Here is a 20,608-nt window from a genome sequence, read left to right on the forward strand (position 1 = left end):
TTGTGAAAATCGCCCGCCTACGGGTTGCATAGGCGGGCGATGTGAGCAGCAACGCTCAATCAGACTGCAGGTTTTCTACCCTTCTGTGGCAGCGCCACCCTGTTGAATCAACTTGTTGGCAAGCTGATTGGCAAGCTCTACACCGTCAACCGCCACAAAGACATCAACTTCCTGATCTCCCTGCTGCACCTTGGCGGTGTATACATCCTTGCCATACTCTTCCGTCTTGGCATCATCAAGCCTCCAGCCGTCGCCCGCCAACGATAGCGCATCACCTTCATCGCCCTTGATCGTCAGGAAGTTGTCGGCATCCGTCATATCAAGGACGTCTTCGGCGCTCAAGTTCGACAATTCATGGTCGAAGCCCGGGCGAGTCAGGTCGATCGTCTCGATATTCCTGAAAATATCGCCGCCGTTGACCTCACCAAAGTCGATGTCTTCGCCCAGACGCAGCCAGACAGTGTCTTCGCCGGTACCGCCATCGAGCAGGCCGCCGCCGTACAGCAGTGTGTCGTCCCCATTTGTGGCGGGATGGTCAAAGATGCTCAGGTCGAACTCGCCCGTCTTCACGTCGGAGGCGTCGCCCCCTGCCGACTCGACGGTCCACGCGTCAACAGTGACCGTGCCTTGTGCCGCACCCGCCGCCTGGACAAAACCAAGCTTGTCGGCATCAGCCTGGCTCAAGCCTGACACCGTGTAGGTGTCGGTAACGCTGTCATACGTGACTTTGTCGCTTCCCAACAAGCCGTCCAGGCCGCCACCCACGTAGAACGCGGTATGTTCGCCCAGGCCTGACAAGGTCAGCGTGATGGTTTCGTGCGACTGGTCGGTTTCACCCGCGAGCTTACCGTCGGCCATGACCATATTCAGGTTCAGTTGAATAATGTCGCCCTCTTGGCCAAAGGAGGGCGCCGGGCTGAACGACAGGATGCCGTCCGCCTTGGCCTCTACGACCAGGTCGAATTCCGCCACCGTCGTGTCGCGGGTGTCCTGGCCATTCTCGCCCGACAGCACGGACAGATGCACATCTTCCAGCGTACCGCTCCAATTCTGCGGCGGCTGCACGGCAATATAGGCGGGCAACATGCCGTTGGCGTCCAAAGGAATATTCCAGACGTTGTTGCCGTTGGCGTCGACCCCGGCGTTCCCGGCCAATACCGCGGAGCCGGCATCGCTGCCGACGTAGACCAGGAAACCGGCGGGCAGGTTCTTCAGCAAGGCCACAAAGGCGGATTCCGAGCTATCGGCATCAATCAGCCCCGCGCCGCCCACATCCAACTGGATACGGCCGCCGGCGCCCCCATGCTGGTTTTCAGCCCCGGTGACCACCCAGCTACCGGGCTCCACCTCTGTACCGACGGTGATCTCGTAGCCGTTGTTGACGCCTTGCAGCTCGCCCGTGGCGACGCCCGTGCCAAGGGTGGTATTTTCCGCGCCCAGCTCCTGATTCTGTGCCCACGCCCCCACAGCAAGCGTTCCATCCTGGAATGCCTGGCCTTCAGCAGGGGTATAGATCAAGTTCACATTGTGAGGCGCAGTGGCGTTGCCGCCCAGATCAACCACATAGTAGTCACCCGCGTCCAGGCCCGGCACCTGGCCTGCCGCCACGGACTGCAGAACCAGCGGGTTGCCGTCCGCGTCTTTCAAGATGCCGCCGCTCAAGCCGCCGCCTTCTTCGAATTTGACGTATAAGGTGTCGCCTAATGCGGTGGCGCCGTCCAGCGGGCTGGTCACATCCAGGGTGATGGCCACATCGCGGCCTTCCTGCGCAGGTTCTTCAGTCGGCTGGCCGTTCTCGTCAGCAGCCCAGAAACCGACCTCGATCACGGCGGGGTCGGTCACAGGCGTCAAGGGGATCACCACATCTTCCAGCTTGGCCTGATCCTGGCTGCCATTGTCCAGATGCGCCGCAAAGGTGGCATCGATCTCGAAACCGCCCGTGTTGTCGTTCAAGTTGGCGGGCGGTGTGACCAGGATGTTATCCAGGAAAGCATCGAGCGCAGCCTGATCGCCCTGACCGCTGATGACCCAGACTTCCTGGCCATCAATCATGGTCGGCGTAAGGGCCTGGCCGCCGCTGCTGACCTGGGCGCCCGGGGGCAAAGTCAGCACCACGGTGAAATGGGTGCCGGATCCGTTCACCGTGCCGGCAAACGCCTCACTCAGCTTGAAGGACGTGTCTTCCGTCCCCACAAAGTCCGGGTTCTGCGTAAACGTGACATCTACCGTCGGTTCGGGGTCGCCGCCGTCCGCGAAGTCGGTGGATACCAGCAAGGTTTCGCTATCCGTCGCCGTGCCCGTCGCGCCGCTGTCCTGCGTGACGACCGTGATGGTAATGGGGTGGTTTACCAAGTTGCCGCTCAAGTGGCTGCCTGCGCTGAACTGCACACTGCCGGCAATGCCGCTACCCGTGAAGGCGGGATACTGGTCTTGCGGAATGGAAATGACCCACTTGCCGTCACCCAGGAAAGTCACGCTGCCGATAGGTTGGCCGCCGACGTTCAGGCCGTCGACAAGCATGCCGTCAGGCACACCGGAAATGACGACTTGCGTGAACTGTTCGCTGCCGTCATGATCCGGGCCAGTGCCCGCCGACTCGTCTGGCTGTTTAGCTAACGTAATATCGACACTGATTTGGCCGCTTTGCGTCAAGGTAAAGCCGTCCGTCGCACTGCCAGTCACGCCATCACCGGTAACGTTGCCCAGCACCAAGTCAATCGGATCTGTAACAGGAGCGACCTCCAGCGTGTGCTGGCCCTCTTTTACAAGCGTGACTTCCGTTTGCGTACCGTCATTGGATTTATCGGTGACTTCGTACTTCACATCGAAAGAGGGGTTGGGCTTTCCGGGCTGATTGCCGGCAAAGTTTTCGCCTGCCTGGGCGTAGACATTATTGATGTTATCGCCGCGCAGCTCGTAATACTGGCCCGTACTATCCAGTTGGATTAAGCCTTGTATAAGCGCCTGTGCAAGGCTTGGCCCATTCTCGCCCAGGAACAAGGTGAAATCCTTGCCGTCCACCTCATCAACCTTGATCCACACCGCCGTCAGCGCTTCATCGGTATCGCCATGATTGTTGGCAATGCTGAAGTCCACCTTGCCGCGCTGGTCTTCGTTAATAATGGAGCGCATCGCCATATCGGATTCGGGCGAAGGGGTGATGTCCACACTCCAGTCCACCGACGTTCCGGTCGAATGTCCGTCGTTCTCGGTGGTGATGGCCAATAGCTCTCCCGGCAGCTTGCCGCTGTAGTGCTCGGGCACCTTGATAGAAACACTGTTCAACTGGTCCTGGGTAAACACCCATTCGCGTTCGGCGCCTTCGCCCCCGATGAAAGTCGCCCCTTCGACGGTAAAGCCGTCGGGCAAGCCGGTGATCTTGAACGACAAGGTTTCAGAACCGTCGGTATCCGTCAGCGTGGCGCTGGCAACCAGCTCGGACAAGCTGATGGTAATGCCTGCGCCTGATTGGTCTTCGACGAATGACACATCATTGAGCTCGACGTTTGCCGCATCGGCCACGCCATCGACGCGAACAGGCAAATCCTGCGTTTGCCAGGGCGATTCGCTGGTTGGGCCGCCAGGGCTGGCATCGACCGATTGCGCTTCCACTTTAAGGGTGAAATCCGTATTGCTGTTTAGCGGCGGCGTAATGGTCAGAGGCTTGCTGCTGTCGAAATCCGGGATCGTGGCGATACCGCCGACGATCTCTACAACCGCGCCGTCATAGGTCAACACCGCGCCGGCGGGGATATCACTGATCCTGACCGTGAAGATCTCCGAAGGATCCGAGCTGCTGGGGCGGATGGACAGGCCGATGGCGGTGTCTTCATCGCCCTGCGCCCTGCCATCGACGCCGCCCACCGCCAGCGTCACCTTGTCGGCCACGGGCGCGATGAAGATGCCATCCAGCGTCGCATTGCCGGAAATCGCCTCGACCGTTGCGCCGGTGTCGGGATCAGTATCGACCGTTTTGGCCTGGACCCCTATCTGGAACTCGCCCGACACATGCGGGGGCGCCTTGAACTTGACCGTATGCAGGAACTCCATCGGAATCTGGACGGGATCCTTGCCATTGTAGGTAAGGACCACTTCCTTGCCATCCGCATCGATGTAGCTGAACTGCGCGCCCTCTACGGAGGTCTTGGCTTCGGAGTCTCCTTGTACCAGAACCGGCGTGAGCAAGGCATACGTGGCTTCCGTACCACCATCCGCGGCATGATCGTTAGGCCCGGCGCCATCCATGGGCCGGCCGTCCTCGTTGGCCCAGCCCGCTTGCAGATTGAAGCCATCCTGATTGAGCTCAAACCAGCCGTCCTCGGCGCCCGCTACGCCATCGCTGTAGCTGTGGCCCCCCGTCATGGTCAGGTCGGCGTTCGTATCGCCGTCGGTGTCGCCACCTACCTTTTCAGCCACGGGCGTCACCGTCACGTTAAGACTGTAGTCCTTGTCAACGACATGGGGTACGCCTGTCACGGGATTGACATCGGTCGTTTCAATATTCAGCGTGAAGGTGGCATCCTTGCTGCTGTGCGCGGGGGGCGTAACGGTCCAATCCTTGTATGCCGTCAAGTTGCCGGAAGCATCTGTGCCAAGACTCGTTCCGGGCAGGACATAGTTTCCATCCGCATCCGGAAGCACCTCATTTCCGCCGGCATCCTTGACGACCCAGCCCTCTGGCACGCCTTTGATGGCAAGCCCCGTGATGGTCTCGCTGCCATCCAGATCCACCAGCTTGACGTTGGCCAGGAATTTGATCGCTGTATCTTCCTTGCCGGTCACGCCGCCGACGGACACGTCGCCCGCCACGGCGCCCACCTGCAAGTTCAGCGTAACGCTATCGGTCTCGACCGTCGTCGTATGGCTGCTGTCTCCATCCGTGTCCTTGGCATTGAGCGTGACGGTTATATTGTCGATATCGCCGCTGAAATGAGCGGGCGGGCGGATTTCTATCTTGGGGAAGCTGCCGATGTCGCCGGTCTGGCCTGTGGTCGGTATGGTGAAACTGCCATCGCTTCCCACCGTGATCGCCGTTCCGTTCACGAAGACACTCGATCCGGGGGGAAGGCCGCCAATCACGATCTCGCGCTGCTCGCTACCATCCGTGTCCTCAAATGCCGCTTTGAGCTGGCTGGTCAGGTCGAACTTGGCATCCTCGTTCATGGAGACGGTGCGTTCAGCCGTGCCGTCCTCGAATTCAAGCGTGACCGGGTCGGTCACCGCCTGCACATCCACCTCGACAGTGACCGTGGTCGTGGCGGGCGCAATGCCGGGAAGGGGATTGCCGGCATTGTCGACTTCATAGCTGCCGACACTGACCGTCACCGTAAAATTGTTGCCGTCATGGGCGACAGGATTGACCTGGAGCGACTCGAACTGCTCTTTGGTCATGCTCACGCCGGTGGCGCCGGCAGTGTGGCCATTGCCGGCTTCAGGGTTGCTCAGCACGATCGTGATAGGCCCGCCATTCGACGTAGCCAACACATGGCCGTCGCCATCAAGCAGCTGGACACCCGCCGGAATGCCCGTCAGGGTAATCGGCCCAAGCTGCTCAGGGTTGTCGCCATCGCCTGCGGCGCCGTTATGGTCGACCTTGTCTGTCACAACGGGCGCCGTCAGGTTCAAGGCAATGGCAGTGTCTTCGGGCGTATCCACGTCTGTGGGGTCAGACAACTCGGGAGCATCGGCCACCGGCGTCACCGTGAACTGCAGGTCAGCGGTCGCCGTCAGGCCGTCTTCACCGCTGCCGGAAGGCTCTTGCACGGTGTAGGTGATTTTGGGTACGGGTCCTGAATAGTTCGCTGCGGGCGTAAAGACATAGCTGCCATCGGCGTTCAACACAAATGTGCCGATACCGTTGGCAAACTCGACGACCGTGCCGGGCTGGTAGACCACCAAGGCGCCGTCATCACCTGCCACATTACTCTCGATGGTGAATTCCCTGATGACCAGATTGTCGCCTTCAGCATTGTGGTCATTGTCCAGCACGTTGCCGATCTTGGCATTGGCCGCAGGGCCCTCGGTGGGATCCTCGTTCAGCGTCACGTTTTCGCCGGTGGCCGTGGGCGCATCGTTGGTGCCATGCACGGTCACCGTGATGACCTGCTCGGCCCAGGCGCCATGCTCGTCCTGAACGCGGGCCGTGAAGGTTTCCGTTTTTTCGTCGCCATTCTTGAGCGCCTGGGTTGCATCGCGATCATTATCCAGCGTGTAGGTCCATTGCCCCGTCGACGGATCGATTGCAATCGTGCCATACGTGCCGTTGCCGCTGCCCTGGATGCTCCAGGTGGCCGTTGCATCGGCATCCACATCATCCGAGGTCAAGGTGCCGCCGACCGTGTCGACGCCAGGATTCGCCGTCCCATCCGCGTCATGCCCTGCCTCAGTCACCGTCCCCTGGGCTGCGGTGGCGTCAGAAGTAATCGTTGGCGCATCATTGGTGCCGGTGATGGTAATGGTCAATGTATTCGAGTGTTCGGCGCCCTGCTCGTCCACGACCACGTAGGTAAAGGTTTCCGTGACTTCAGCACCCGCCTTCAGTGCCTGCACCTCGCTACTACCATCCGCCAGGGTATAGGTGTACGTGCCATCTGCATTCAACACCAGGCTGCCATACTTGCCGTCCACGGGACTGCCTGCCGCGCTTTCGGTGCCGCTGGTATCCGCGCCCAGGTAAACACCCCCCACTTTCAGATTCGCCTTGTCGCCCTCGTCCACATCGGTGTCGTTGTCCAGCACGTTGCCCGTGGCTTGCGCCTTGGCGCCGGCAAACGCATCGTTGCCGCCAATAGCAACGCCAGCCTCTACAACGGTATCCGTATCGGCAACCGCCACAGGCGCGTCGTTGGTGCCTTCAACGATTACCGTGATGTTCTGCTCCACCACGCCGCCCTGGCCATCGCTGACGTAGGCTTTGAAGATTTCGGTTTCCTTGTCCCCAGCGTTCAGCTTTTCGGTCACGTCGGCGTCGTTGTTCAGCGTATACGTCCATTCGCCCGTCTGGGCGTTCAGGGTAATGGACCCGTACACGCCCTGCAGCGTCAAGGCATCGTTGTCATCCGCATCCTTCAAGTTCCAGGTCAGCTTGGCATCGTCGTCGGCATCGCTGGCCACCAGTTGCCCCGCGACGCTGGGGATGCCCGCTTCCTCATGGCCGGCTTCCTTGACCAGGCCGGCGGCCACAGTCGTGTCCTCAATGACCGGCACGTCGTTCGTGCCGGTAATAGTAATGACAATTTCTTGCGTATCCCATCCGCCATGGCCGTCGTCGACTTTTACGGTAATGGTGTCGGTCGCTGTTTCTCCGGCAGGCAGATGATCGGCCTTCCGGCTGTCCAGCTCATAGACCCACTCGCCGTTATCGTTAATGGTCAGCTCACCGTACTGACCTGGCTGGGTCACCGTCCAGGTATGCTCGTCTCGGGTGTCGGCATCGCCCCATGCCAGCGAACCGCTCGCCGTGGGGTCCGCCGCATCTTCAGTGACTGCGCCCGTCGTGTCGCTGCCGGCCTCGTCAATGACGGGCGCATCGTTCGTACCCACGATGGTGATCGTGACGGTTTGCTTGGTCTGTGCGCCGTTTTCATCCGTCACGGTCACTTCGTATTCCTGCGTCAGCGTCTCGCCCACGGCCAGGTAATCAATATCCTTGTCATCGACCTTGAACGTCCAGCCTATGGTCCGGTCGCCATTGTCGGCAATAGTCAGTTCGCCCAGGTAGCCGGGCTGATTGGGCGCCACGTCGATAGTGTGGGTATCGCTGTCGTCGGCATCGGCAAATTTGATGACGCCTGTTTTTTCATGCGTGACCGTGTTTTCGCCCGGCTTGCCGTCTTCGATTTCGGTAATGGTCGCCGCGTCGTCGGTACCGCCCGCATCGATTCGCGGCGCATCGTTGCTGCCCGTGACGGTGATCGTCAGGGTGGCGGTATCGAATCCGCCGTCGCCATCGCTGATCTTGTAGGTGACCGTGGTGGTGGTGCTTTCGCCGTCGGCCAGGTAATCGAAGTCTTTACCGGGCGTGAAGGTGTAGCTGCCGTCAGGGTGAATGACGAAAGTACCGCCGCCCTTGCCGCCATCGGTGTTTACGCCCGTAATCGGGCTGCCGGCCGGCACTTTGGCGCCGTCGGTATTGGTGACTTCCGTCACCACCAGTTTGTCGCCATCGGGGTCGCTGTCGCGGCCCACTCCTGTGCCGGGTTCGCCGCGCAGCACATTGCCGGTGACGACGGTGTTTTCTTCGGTGGTGGCGGCATCGTCATCAGCGACGGGCGGCGGGTTGTTGACGCCCCAATTGAAGGTCAGCGATGTGCTGGCGCCATAGGGGTCGGTGGCGGTAATCACGACCTTGTAAATGCCGTTGCCGTTCGTGCCGCCCTGGCTGGCGGAGCTGTCAAGCGTACCGCTGATGATGCCGGTAATCGGGTCCAGCACCAGCCCGGGGGGCAGGCCAGTGGCGGTAAAGGTCAAAGGGTTGCCATCGGGGTCGGTGAAATGCATGCCGACGTTGATGGGAGTGATGTCGTCGCTGTCATCATTGAACTGGTCCAGCAAGCCCGTACCGGATACGCCTTGATCGACCAACTCGGGCGCCCGGTTGCTGCCGGTGCCGCCCAAGCGGATTTCTTCTGGCGTGGGGACCACCGGGCGGGGGTATTCCAGGCCCAAGGGGGTCGTGGTTTCCACCACGGCTGCCAAGCGAGTGAAGCTGCTGCCGCCATCGCCGCCCGAGCCCTGCACCACGGCAGCGGTGGGATCGAGCTCTTCAAAGGGGTCCGTCCCGGATTCAAGCGCACGAGCAACCCGGGCTACGTCCGCATCGGCCGGCGTTTCCGCGGCAGCGGATGCCGGATCAACGTCCGGCTGGAACATGTCAGCGCTCAGCTGCACATCCTGGCCTGCGCCGATGGTAATAGGCGGCAGGCCGTCAGCCTGCAATTGAACGCTGCCCCCGACGGCGGTCACAATATCCGCACCGACCGGCACACGCATACCCGGCTGCAGGGCGGTCAGCGACCCGTCGCTGCCCCGTACCCAGGCTTGACCAGTGACTTGTGTGATCAGGGATGTGCTCGTTGCCATGATGAGAGAACCTTTAACGATTAAGCAATTGATGAGATGCGGATTGCCGCCCCTTGCAAAAAGGCGCAGCAGACGAAACAGCACTGGGATGGTAGGTGCCGGGCGTTTGCCTGAATACTGTCGGACACGACAGGTTCAGGCGAAAAGACGCCTTTTCGCCGCCTTGAAACGTCAAGTTGAGTAAAGTTTGTGTTTAGCGTGTTGTAAAACGCATGCGGCCCCTTGCGCGGGTGATGCGAAAGGGGCCGTCAAGCCGCTGCGGCGGCACGGATCTATGCGGTGGTGTCGTTTTACTGGATACCGTGCACCTTCAAAGCCAGCATCAAGCGATCGTTCACGCCCAGTTTCTGGAATACAGCAGACAAGTGGGCCCGCACGGTTCTTTCGGTGATGCCCAGTGTTTCGGCAATGGCCTGGTTGCTGTGCCCTATGGCGGCGCGCTCGGCCACTTCTTTCTCGCGCGAGGTCAGGCCTTCGCCCCAGTAATCGGTTTTATGCAGGGTGTGATCGATCTGGCGCAACAGGCGGGCCAGCAAGGTCTGGCCCATCCATACGCTGCCGGCCGCGACCGTTTCCAACACCGTCGCCATCGCCTTCGTGGGCATGTAGGCGTGGATATAGCCGCTTGCGCCCGATGCCAGCACTTGTTTGCCCTCTTCGTCATGAGGGTGCATGCTGGCCACGACCACTTTCTGGCCGGCCACCAGGCCCGCCCAGGCCGGATCGCCCCAGGCGGGCAAGCCCGGCAGGCTTGCGTCCAGCACGGCCAAGCCGCGGCCTTGGCCGCTCCAACGCCTTAAATCCTGCAGTCCCCGGCCACGCGCGGGCAGCCATGCGGCCTGATCCAGTTGCCGCCAATGCTGCCACAGGATGTCGTCGTGCGTAACGAACAATACTGAAACCGCTTGCATATCAACCTCTTTAACCCCGAGAGCCTAGCGCTCGGTAAACGCGTTGGCTCGAGCCCGCAAAACGGGCTTGAGCAGGTACTGCATCACTGTCCTCTTGCCTGTCAATATGTGTACTTCCGCCACCATTCCGGGAATGATGGGACGGGCATCGTCCCCCACATAAGCACGGTCTGTCCTGACTTTGACGATGTAGAAAGAATTGCCTTTTTCGTCGGTTATCGTGTCGGCGCCAATTTGCTCGACCTGCCCTTGCAGTCCGCCATAAATGGCAAAGTCGTAGGCGGTGAATTTGACTTCAGCCTTCTGGTCCGGATGCAGGAAGCCGATATCGCGCGGGTTGACGCGCACCTCCAGCAACAGCGTGTCGTCGGTCGGCACGATTTCCAGAATGTCCTTGCCCGGCTGCACCACGCCGCCCACCGTGTTGGCCATCAGCGATTTGATCGTGCCCCGCACCGGCGAGCGCACTTCGGCCAGGTTGACCCGGTCGACCAAGGCCACTTGCCCCTGCTGCAGGGTAGCCAGCTTGCCGCGCACCTCCGACAGCTCGACCCGGGCCTGGTTGCGCACGGTCAGTTCCGACTCTTCCACCTTGGTGCTGGCCTCGTCAATGGCGGCATGGATACGGTCGATCTGTGCGCCCGCCGCCTTGGCTTCGCCGCAATAGCGGGCCACATCGCGTTGCAGGCGCAGCAGATCGACCTCGGAAACGGCGCCGCTTTTAAGCAATGGCCGCGTCACCTGCAGCTCGCGGGACGTCAGCCCACAACTGGACGCGGCCTGGTCGCGGTTGGCCTGTGTTTCACGCAGCTCCTGCTCGCGCTGCTTGAGCTGATCCTGTGCCTGCTTGATGGCGGCATTCAGCTCCTGCGTGCGCGACTCCCATACGCGGCGCTCCATCTCGACCACCTGCGGCGCCTTGAGCAGGACTTCCTCGGGCGCCACGAAAGGCTCGCCCGTGGCCAGGGCTTCCAGGCGCGCTGCGCGGGCCGTCAGGCTGAGCATCTCGGCCTGGTTCTCGCCCAGCGACGAAGACTGGCGGGTGGGGTCGATGCGCAGCAGCGTCTGGCCCGCTTCCACTGCCTGGCCCGGCCGGATGAGGATCTCTTCGACAATACCGCCATCCAGGCTTTGCACGATCTGTACCTGGCGCGATGGCACGACCTTGCCTTCCCCGCGCACCACTTCGTCGATGCTGCCCATGGACGCCCACACGATCAGCGCAACCACCGCCAGCAAGGACACCCACAACAACAGGCGGGAACCTCGCGCCTGCTGCAGCTCGATGACCAGATTGGCGTCGCTGACTTCCGCCTCGCTGCGGCTCGACGCAATACCGTTCTTCAGTCCGCCTGCGGGCATCATGCGGCCTCCCGCGAGCGGCCGATACGGCCCTGGCGCAAGGCTTCCACCACCTGGTCTTTCGGACCGTCGGCGACGACATGTCCGTTATCCACGACGATCAGGCGGTCGACCAGTTCCAGCAGCGCCGTCCGGTGCGTGATCAGGACCAGCGTCTTATCGGTGGAGATGGCTTTCAGGCGCCGCTTGAGCAGCGCTTCGCTTTGGTTGTCCATATTGCTGCTGGGTTCGTCCATCAACAATATGGGCGGGTCGTTGATCAACGCCCTGCCCACCGCCACCGACTGGCGTTGACCGCCCGACAGGGACTCGCCGCGTTCGCCTATCATCATGTCATAGCCGTCGGGGTGCCGCGCGGCGAATTCTTCGATACCCGCCACCCGGGCAGCATTCAACATGCGCGAATCTTCGGCAAACGGTGCGCCCAGGGTCAGGTTGTATTTCAGGCTGCCATAGAAAAGCACGGGGTCTTGCGGTACATAGCCAATGGCGCGGCGCAGGTCGGCCGGATCGATCTGCTTGATATCGATACCGTCCACCAGCACCGCCCCCGCTGTGGGCTCATACAGGCCCAGAATAAGCTTTTCCAGCGTGGACTTGCCCGATCCGATACGCCCGATAATGCCGACTTTCTCGCCGGGCGCGAATTTCAGATTGACCTTGTCCAGCGCCCCCTGGGCGCTACCCGGGTATTGAAAGCTGACATTGCGCAGTTCGATGGCGCCTTTCAGGAAGGGGCGCGGCACAAAGTTCCGCTCGATCGGACGCTCGACCGGCATGCCCATGTAATTGTCGATGGACGCCAGCGAAATCCGCGCATTCTGATACTGCATCATCAGGCCCGCAACCTGGCCCAAAGGCGCCAGGCAACGGCCGGCGATCATGGACGAGGCGATGATGCCGCCCAGGGACAAGGCCGCATCCTGGATCAGGAAGGTGCCGATCACAATAACGCTGATAGTGACCAGTTGCTGGGCCGTCTGCACAAAGCCGACCGTCACCGCCGAAATCAGCTTGATGCGGGCACCCAGGCGCGCCAGGAATTCGGTGGCGCTTTCCCATTTGCGCTGGGCGGTTCCCTGCGCATTCAGCGTCTTGACGGTTTCCAGCCCGGCCAGGGACTCGACCAGGCCGGCGTTGCGCTGGGCGCTGGCCTGAAAGGTTTCCACCACCAGCGCCGACATGCGCGCCTGGGCGACGAAGGACACCACCAGCACCACCACAATGGCGACGATCGGCGGAATGATCATCCAGGGGGAAATCCAGGCCATCACCGCCAGGAAAAGCAGGACGAAGGGCAAGTCGACCAGCGTGGTCAGGCTGGCCGATGCAATAAAGTCGCGCACAGATTCGAACGAGCGCAGGTTGGCGGCGAACGAACCCACCGAAGCGGGCCGCGCTTCCATGCGCAGATCCAGGACCTGCTCCATGATCCGGGCCGACAACTTGACGTCGACCCGCTTGCTGGCGGTGTCGATCACATAAGACCGCACACTGGTCAGCACCAGGTTGAACACCATCGCAATCGCAATGCCGGCCGTCAGCACCCACAGGGTTTCAATCGCATTGTTGGGCACCACGCGGTCGTACACATTCATGGTGTACAGCGGCATGACCAGGGCAAAGATATTGATCAGCACGGCGGCCAGCAGGGCGTCGCGGTACAGGCGCCAGTTTTCGAACACCACTGCCCAGAACCAATGCTTGCTGCGCGCCTGGGGGGTGTCCCGCGCGCGCGGCTCGAAGCGGAACAGCGGCTTGACGAAGTAGGCCAGCCCTGTGTAGTCGGCATTCAGCACGTCGGCCACAACCTCGACCGGCGTGTCCACTTCCGGATATTGCACCACGTACGTACCGGCCCGGGCCTCGAGCAACAGGCAGGCGCGTTCGCCCTTCAGGATGAGAATCGCCGGCAGCAGGGCATCGGGCAAGTTGTTCAACTGGCGCCGCAGCAAACGCGCCGAGCAATGCGCCCGCGCCGCGGCGCGGGGCAGCAGGGCCAGGGTCAGCCTGTCGTTGACCAAAGGCAGTCCGCCCGACAAGGCCTGGGCCGAGCAGGGATGGCCGTGGATTTTGGTCAACGCCACCATGCAGGCCAGCAGGGGGTCGTCATGCACCAGGTGCGGCGGATGAGACTGATTTTGCGGGTCGTGGACGGCTTGCATCACAGCACACTGTCCTCGTCGTCGATCAGGTCAAGCGCGTTGCGCAAGCGCTTGCGCGCATGCTTGCGCTGATTCAACTTGGCCAGTGCTTCTGGCGGCAAGTCAGTCAGCCGCAACGTACCGTTCGCCAGCAACGCGTCGATAAGATCTTCCAGAACCCGGATGAAGCCAGCGTCCAGGTTTGAAAGTTCTGCATTCCGGGCTTGATCTTTTTCCACAAAACGTCCTTCATGGCAACACCACGATGATCCTGGGCGCGGCTGCGCCCCGATCCGATCAGTTCAAGGTCTTGATAACGGGCGGCTGCATATTGTCGCGGTACTCCATGGCAATCGGTTTAAGATTGCTGGTGTCGGGCGCGGGCGCCATGCAAGCCTGATAGTGTTCTTCAGTGAATTCCAGCTCTTTGATTTCGTCGGGCGCGTCGTCGTAAGGCTGCGACAGCGACACCGCCGGCAACACGCGGTGCGACAGCGCCAGCCAGCGGAACTCGGCTTTTTTCAGGTCGTAAACAGCGTTGACCAGCGCGCGGCGCGAATCAAACAGCTCATTCTCGGTGTCCAGCAAGTCAAGCAAGGAACGCTGACCAATCTGGAACTGCTGCATATAGGCGGTGCGGACCTTGGACGTGGCCAGCTCATGCTCTTGCAGAAAGGGCATTTGCTCGCGCAGCTTGATGATGTTGTTCCAGGCAACCGACAGGTCCTGCTGCAGATTGCGGCAGGTGTAGTCGCGCACATCGCGTGCCGCGTAGGACTGCGCCTTGGTCTGGCGCACCCGGGCCTGGTCGGCGCCGCCGCGGAACAGGTTGTATGACAGGACCAGTTGCACGTTGGAGCTTTGGGCGTCGCGATACGGCATGCCGGGCTGCGCGCGGTCTTTGCCCGTGGCGGCCCTGAGTTCGAGCGTGGGCGCATGCAGGCCCTTGGCGGACGACACGCCCGCTTCGGAAGCCTGCACCAAGGCCTGCTTGGACAGAATCATGGGGCTGCTGCGCAATGCCGGCAGGAAGTCTTTGGGTGCGTCGGGCAGATAAGTCGAGATATCGGGCGCATCCAGCAGTGTCGCAGGCGGGGCCTCGCCCACAATGCGGCGATACCGCATGGAAACATCGTTCAGGTTGCTGGTTTCCGTCATTTGATTGGACTGCGCCAGGGCCAGCCGGCCATTGGCTTGCTCAAGATCCACACCCCGGCCTACACCCGACTCCTGGCGTTCGCGTATCTGCTTCAAGGTCGCTTCGTGCACGCCGTAGTTGTCGCGCGCCAATTGTTCCATTTCCCGATAGCGCTGCACATCCAGGTAGGCAAAGGCGGCTTCGGCGGCCAGGTTGTCAACCGTCGACAGCAACTCGTAATAGCCCGACAGCTTCTCAAAACCCAGTTGCTTGACATTGTTCAGGGTCGAGAAGCCATCAAACAGCAACTGGCGCAATTGCAGGCTATAGCCGTTGCGGCTCCAGTCTGCCGAATCGGAGTCCGACGTGCTGCCCCGCCACTCCCGGCCGGTCCAGCCCTGGGCGGTGATTTCCGGCAACAAGCCGCCGCGCGTTACATTTTGCCCCTCCAGCGTAGACTGAAAGTCATGAAACCGAGCCTGGATCTCCGGGTGGCTCAGTACGGTTCTTTCTATGGACTGCTGAATGTTGCTCGTTTGCGACCACGCCACGGGGGCGGAAGTCGTTGCTGCTGAGAATAAAGCAACACCTATCACTTGACGCAAGGACATCAGGGTCTCCTGGAATGCTTTGAAGGTTTATATGAAAGCGCGAGCACGCTGCATCGACGCACACGTGTCTGCCTGGTCAATGACCAGTGGCTTATTTATTCAGGGTGGGTGTATTCCGCTTACAGGGAAGCGAGTGTTCCGCAAACGGAGTCGTATTGTTTTATGACCCTTCGTGGCACTCGACCGTCTAGCTCGCTAGTGGCAAGGCGGAGCTACGGGATTCTGGCCCGTATTCTTGAAGCATAACCTTGCGTCTTGGGGATATCGGATACGGCATTGGTTTCGCTGGGCACTGCAGGCAGACGCCGCCGAAACGCATGCGCGATCTTCATCTTGGGGCGATTGTATCCATTAATGTCTGTTATTACTATCTATAAACACCCGCTTTTACACTCTTTTAGCACAACAATTGTTAATTTTGCTTATTTTTATTGCTCACGGCGTATCGGGAATCCACCGTTTCCCCGGGTAAATTCCCAAAAACCAGCATAAATCGGGACAAAACACCAAACGTTGCATCGGGGCAACTTTTATGCAGCGGCGCCCCCATGCTATAAAACATGGGGCGCTTCCGTACGGCGGCGCCCCACTGATCTTTCATAATCCCCTATCCGCAAGCGAGAACAAACATGTACGAGACACTGGCCCTATATATAGATGGTGAATTCCTGGAGGGCGATGGCCGTAAGACCGAAGAAGTCACCAACCCGGCCACGCTTGACGTATTGGGACAGTTGCCGCATGCCAGTACCGCCGACCTGGACAGGGCCTTGGCCGCAGCCGCGCGGGCCTTCGAAACCTGGCGGCACAGCTCGCCCATGCAGCGTTCCGAGATCCTTCGCAAGGTAGGCCAGCTGTCGCGCGAGCGCGCCCAGGAAATCGGCCGCAACATGACCCTCGACCAGGGCAAGCCGCTGGCCGAATCCGTGGGCGAAATCATGTCCTGCGCCGATCACGCCGACTGGCATGCCGAAGAATGCCGGCGCATATACGGACGCGTGATCTTGCCGCGCTCGCCGGAGGTCCGGCAGATGGTGCTGCGCGAGCCCATTGGCGTCTGCGCCGCCTTTACCCCCTGGAACTTCCCCTATAACCAGGCCATACGCAAGGTGTGCGCCGCCATCGGCGCCGGCTGCACCATCATCCTGAAGGGGCCTGAAGATTCGCCCAGCGCTGTCATGGCCATTGCCCGCATGTTCCACGATGCCGGCCTGCCTCCCGGCGTGCTGAACATTGTCTGGGGCGTACCCAGCGAAGTGTCCGACTACTTGATCCGCTCGCCCATCGTGCGCAAGGTGTCATTCACGGGGTCGGTACCCGTGGGCAAACACTTGGCATCCTTGGCCAGCGCCCACATGAAGCGCGTCACCATGGAGCTGGGCGGCCATTCCCCCGTCCTGGTTTTCGACGACGCCGATATCGACCGCGCCGCCAAGCAACTGGCCCGCTTCAAAGTCCGCAACGCCGGTCAGGTATGCGTGTCGCCCACCCGCTTCTACATTCACGAAAAGGTCTATGACCAGTTCCTGGAAGGGTTCGTCAATACGCTTAAAACCGTCAAGGTCGGCGATGGCCTGGACCCCGACACGCAAATGGGGCCTCTGGCGCACGAACGCCGTGTTCCGACCATGCAGAAGTTCGTCGACAACGCACTGCAGTTGGGCGGCAAAGTGGTGCTGGGCGGCGAGACCCTTGACCGCAAAGGCCATTTCTTCTCGCCAACCGTGGTAACCGATGTCCCCGAGGACTCGATGTTGATGACGGAAGAACCGTTCGGGCCGATTGCGCCTCTGACCCGGTTTTCGGACACCGACGATGTCATCAAGCGGGCCAATTCGCTGCCCTTCGGCTTGTCATCCTACGTGTTCACCAATTCCCTGCAGACGGCGACCAAAGTATCGAACGGCATCGAGGCGGGCATGGTCAACATCAACCACTTCGGCAGCGCCTTGCCCGAAACCCCGTTCGGCGGCATCAAAGACAGCGGCATCGGCAGCGAAGGCGGCACGGAAACCTTCGACGGCTATCTGGTCACCAAGTTCGTGACCCATATCTGATGCCATTCGGCGCCTGTGCGGCGCCGTGGATTTCACTGACCGCCATGTCCCTGAAAAGGGCATGGCGGTTTTTCTTGGCCTGAATGTTGCCCGCGCTGTGCCTGCCCCTTCCCAGGACTTGGGACAAACCCCAGCTTTCATTTTCCCTGTTTCACGCGTAAATTCAAACAAACGTTTGAACTAATTCTTGCCACTTACACACCCTCAGACACCATGGTCGCCTCTCGCTCCTCCGCTACCCGTGACACCATTCTTGATGCCGCCGAGCAGTTATTCGCCCGCCAAGGACACGACAACACCTCGATGCGCCAGATCACCACGGCGGCTCAGGTCAACCTTTCCGCCGTGAACTACCACTTCGGCTCTAAAGACGGCTTGGTACAAGCCGTCTTTCAACGGCGCCTGGCCGCCCTGAATAATGAACGCCTGACCCTGCTGGACGAGCTGGAGCAACAGGCGCAGGGGCTGGCGCTCAAGCCGTCGCAGATTGTGGAGGCATTTTTCGGCCCGCTGGTGCGCCATGCCTGCGGCGCCGGCGACAGCCCGACCGCCTTCGTCCCTTTGCTGGAGCGCAGCATGTCCGATCCGGGGGGCTTCATCCGGGCCGCCATCATCGACGAGCACTCCGGCGTGTTCGCGCGCTTCAAGCATGCGCTGCTCAAATCGCTTCCCGGCGTACCCGAAGACGAAATCGTCTGGCGCTTTCAGTTCATGCTGGGGGCTACGTCGTACGCCATCGGCGGAACGTCCGATCTGCGTGCCGCCGCCAACTTGTCCCATACGCAAAACGGCGAAGCCGGCAACACGCAACTGCTGCTGGATCGCTTGATGAGCTTTTTGCTGGGCGGCTTGCGGGCGCCGCTGCCCGGCGCCGAGCCCTTGCCAGCCTACGGCAAACACGAATCGCCCACCCCCACGGCAGCACCTGACTCCAGGAGCTTTTCATGAACGCCTTCATTGCCTTGCTGGCTATTCTTATCGTGGCCGCAGCCCTGGTCCTGGGCCTGCGGCCCTTGCGCTATGCCCTGCTGTCGCGCCGGATATTCGCGCTCTACCGGAAAATTCTTCCACAAATGTCCGACACCGAGCGCGATGCGCTGGAAGCGGGCACCGTATGGTGGGAGGCCGAGCTGTTCCGCGGCAAACCGCAGTGGGCCAAGCTGCACGCCATTCCCAAACCGCAACTGACCCAAGAAGAACAAGACTTCCTGGACAACGAGGTGGAAACGGTGTGCGGCATGGTCGATGACTGGCAAGTTACCCACGAGCTGTACGACATGCCCGCGCCGGTCTGGCAGTACATCAAGGAGAACCGTTTCTTCAGTCTCATTATTCCCAAGGAATACGGAGGCCGCGGTTTCTCGGCTCTGGCGCATTCGCAGGTGGTGACCAAGCTGTCTACCCGCAACTCCGCCCTGTCGGTCACCGTCATGGTACCCAACTCGCTGGGGCCCGCCGAACTCTTGCTGCACTACGGCACCGACGAGCAGAAAAGCCATTATTTGCCCCGCTTGGCCACGGGCGAGGACATACCCGCGTTTGCCTTGACCAGCCCGTGGGCGGGCTCCGATGCCGCCGCTATTCCCGACAGCGGCATTGTATGCATGGGCGAATGGGAAGGGCGGCAAGTGCTGGGCATGCGCGTCAGCTGGGACAAGCGCTACATCACCCTGGCGCCCGTCTGCACCCTGCTGGGGCTGGCTTTCCGGCTGTACGATCCCGACGGCCTGCTCGGCCCGCAGAAAGACATCGGCATCACCTGCGCTTTGGTGCCCGCCGATCACCCGGGCGTCGAAACCGGGCGCCGCCACTTTCCCTTGAATGCCATGTTCATGAACGGCCCCACGCGCGGCCGCGATGTCTTCATGCCGCTGGATTTCATTATCGGCGGCGCCGCCATGGCGGGCCAGGGATGGCGCATGCTGATGGAGTGCCTGGCCGCCGGACGCTCGATTTCCCTGCCCTCGTCATTTACCGGCATGGCCAAGATCACCACACGCGCCGTAGGCGCCTATTGCCTGGTCCGCCACCAGTTCCGCACGCCTATCGGCAAATTCGAAGGCGTCGAAGAAGCCTTGGCCCGCATAGGCGGCAACACCTACCTGATCGATGCGGCCCGCAGCATGACGGCCACGGCGGTCGACCTGGGTGAAAAGCCGTCGGTGGTCTCGGCCATCGTCAAATACCACCTGACCGAGCGCGGCCGCAGCGTCGTCAACGACGGCATGGACATCATAGGCGGCAAGGGCATATGCCTGGGGCCATCGAACTTCCTGGGCCGCGCCTACCAGCAGATTCCGGTGGGCATCACGGTGGAAGGCGCCAATATCCTGACCCGCAGCCTGATCATCTTCGGCCAGGGCGCCATCCGCTGCCATCCCCACGTGCTGGATGAAATGCACGCCGCCCAGCATCCCGACCCCAAACAGGGCCTGCACGACTTCGACCAGGCCTTCTGGGGCCATGTCCGCTTTACGGTGGGCAACGTGCTGCGCGCGCTGGGCCACGGCCTGACGGGCGCCCGCCTGGTCAAGATAGACACCGACGTTGCGGACGACATGGCGGTGTACTACAGGCAGCTTGGCCGTTATTCCAGCGCGTTTGCCGTACTGGCCGATGCCGCCATGCTGGTGCTGGGCGGCTCGCTGAAAATGCGCGAACGCCTGTCGGCCCGGCTGGGCGACATCCTGTCTCAAATGTATTTGATTTCCGCAACGCTCAAGCGTTTTGAAGACGAAGGCCGCCAAGCCGCCGACGCCCCCCTGGCACACTGGGCGATTCAAGACGCCCTGCACACAATGCAGGATGCGTTCGAAGGCGTGCTGGCGAATTTCCCTAACCGCGTGGTGGCGGGCGCCTTGCGCGTGCTGGTTTTCCCTTTCGGCCACCCCTTCGGCCCGCCCTCCGACCAGCTCGGCCAAGACGTCGCGAAGCTGCTGACCCAGCCTGGCGCCAGCCGTGACCGCCTGACACGCGACTGCTTCGTGCCCGACGACGTACAGGACCCTGTAGGCGCCATCGAAGCGGCCTTCGCCATGACGCGCGATACCGCCGCCATAGACAGCAAGATCCGCAAGTTCGAAAAAAGCGGCAAGCTGGACGGCAACCCTCTGGCCAACGTACGCGACATTGCCACAGCCGTACATGCCGCCGGCGGCATCGACGACGACGAATACCAGCGCATTCAACGCCGCAACGCGCTGCGTGACCGCGTGATTGCCGTGGACGACTTCCCCTTCGACATGTCGAGCACTGCCGGCGCCGCGGCATCGCCGGCGCGCAAAGTTGCATAAGGACAAGACAT

Annotated in this window: 9 protein-coding genes; 3 read left to right on the forward strand and 6 right to left on the reverse strand. The window is 61.3% G+C overall.

Features of this window, described 5'->3' with window-relative positions; all coding sequences use genetic code 11:
* Positions 1-75 precede the first annotated feature (75 nt).
* The 6 genes from RE432_RS04235 to RE432_RS04260 all read right to left on the reverse strand — a co-directional run bounded on the left by RE432_RS04235 (position 76) and on the right by RE432_RS04260 (position 15,247).
* Positions 76-9,081: a retention module-containing protein gene (locus RE432_RS04235; RefSeq protein ID WP_310931977.1), complete on the reverse strand. Its 9,006-nt coding sequence runs from the start codon at positions 9,079-9,081 to the stop codon at positions 76-78.
* A 290-nt stretch (positions 9,082-9,371) separates the two neighbouring features.
* Positions 9,372-9,992 carry a response regulator transcription factor gene (locus RE432_RS04240; RefSeq protein ID WP_310931978.1) on the reverse strand — a complete coding sequence of 207 codons (621 nt, stop codon included), beginning with the start codon at positions 9,990-9,992 and terminating at the stop codon, positions 9,372-9,374.
* Positions 9,993-10,016: 24 nt separating this feature from the next.
* On the reverse strand, positions 10,017-11,357 hold the full coding sequence (locus RE432_RS04245) for an HlyD family type I secretion periplasmic adaptor subunit (RefSeq protein ID WP_310931979.1): 1,341 nt from the start codon (positions 11,355-11,357) through the stop codon (positions 10,017-10,019).
* Entirely contained in the window at positions 11,354-13,519 is a 2,166-nt protein-coding gene (locus tag RE432_RS04250) for a type I secretion system permease/ATPase (protein WP_310933025.1), read from the reverse strand. Before RE432_RS04250 ends, RE432_RS04245 begins: the two co-directional genes overlap by 4 nt.
* Entirely contained in the window at positions 13,519-13,737 is a 219-nt protein-coding gene (locus tag RE432_RS04255; protein WP_310931980.1) for a hypothetical protein, read from the reverse strand. Before RE432_RS04255 ends, RE432_RS04250 begins: the two co-directional genes overlap by 1 nt.
* Before the next feature lie 58 nt (positions 13,738-13,795).
* A complete protein-coding gene (locus RE432_RS04260; protein ID WP_310931981.1) occupies positions 13,796-15,247 on the reverse strand; it encodes a TolC family outer membrane protein in 1,452 nt (483 codons plus the stop codon).
* A 629-nt stretch (positions 15,248-15,876) separates the two neighbouring features.
* Between RE432_RS04260 and RE432_RS04265 the strand changes: the two genes are divergently transcribed.
* From RE432_RS04265 to RE432_RS04275, 3 genes are all read left to right on the forward strand, one after another.
* Complete coding sequence (locus RE432_RS04265) at positions 15,877-17,304, forward strand: NAD-dependent succinate-semialdehyde dehydrogenase (RefSeq protein ID WP_310931982.1); 1,428 nt, start codon at positions 15,877-15,879, stop codon at positions 17,302-17,304.
* Between the two features lie 213 nt (positions 17,305-17,517).
* Complete coding sequence (locus RE432_RS04270; RefSeq protein WP_310931984.1) at positions 17,518-18,252, forward strand: TetR/AcrR family transcriptional regulator; 735 nt, start codon at positions 17,518-17,520, stop codon at positions 18,250-18,252.
* Entirely contained in the window at positions 18,249-20,597 is a 2,349-nt protein-coding gene (locus tag RE432_RS04275; RefSeq protein ID WP_310931985.1) for an acyl-CoA dehydrogenase, read from the forward strand. Before RE432_RS04270 ends, RE432_RS04275 begins: the two co-directional genes overlap by 4 nt.
* Positions 20,598-20,608 lie beyond the last annotated feature (11 nt).

This window comes from Pusillimonas sp. SM2304 (genome assembly GCF_031628915.1).
Taxonomy (GTDB): Bacteria; Pseudomonadota; Gammaproteobacteria; order Burkholderiales; family Burkholderiaceae_B; genus Pusillimonas_C.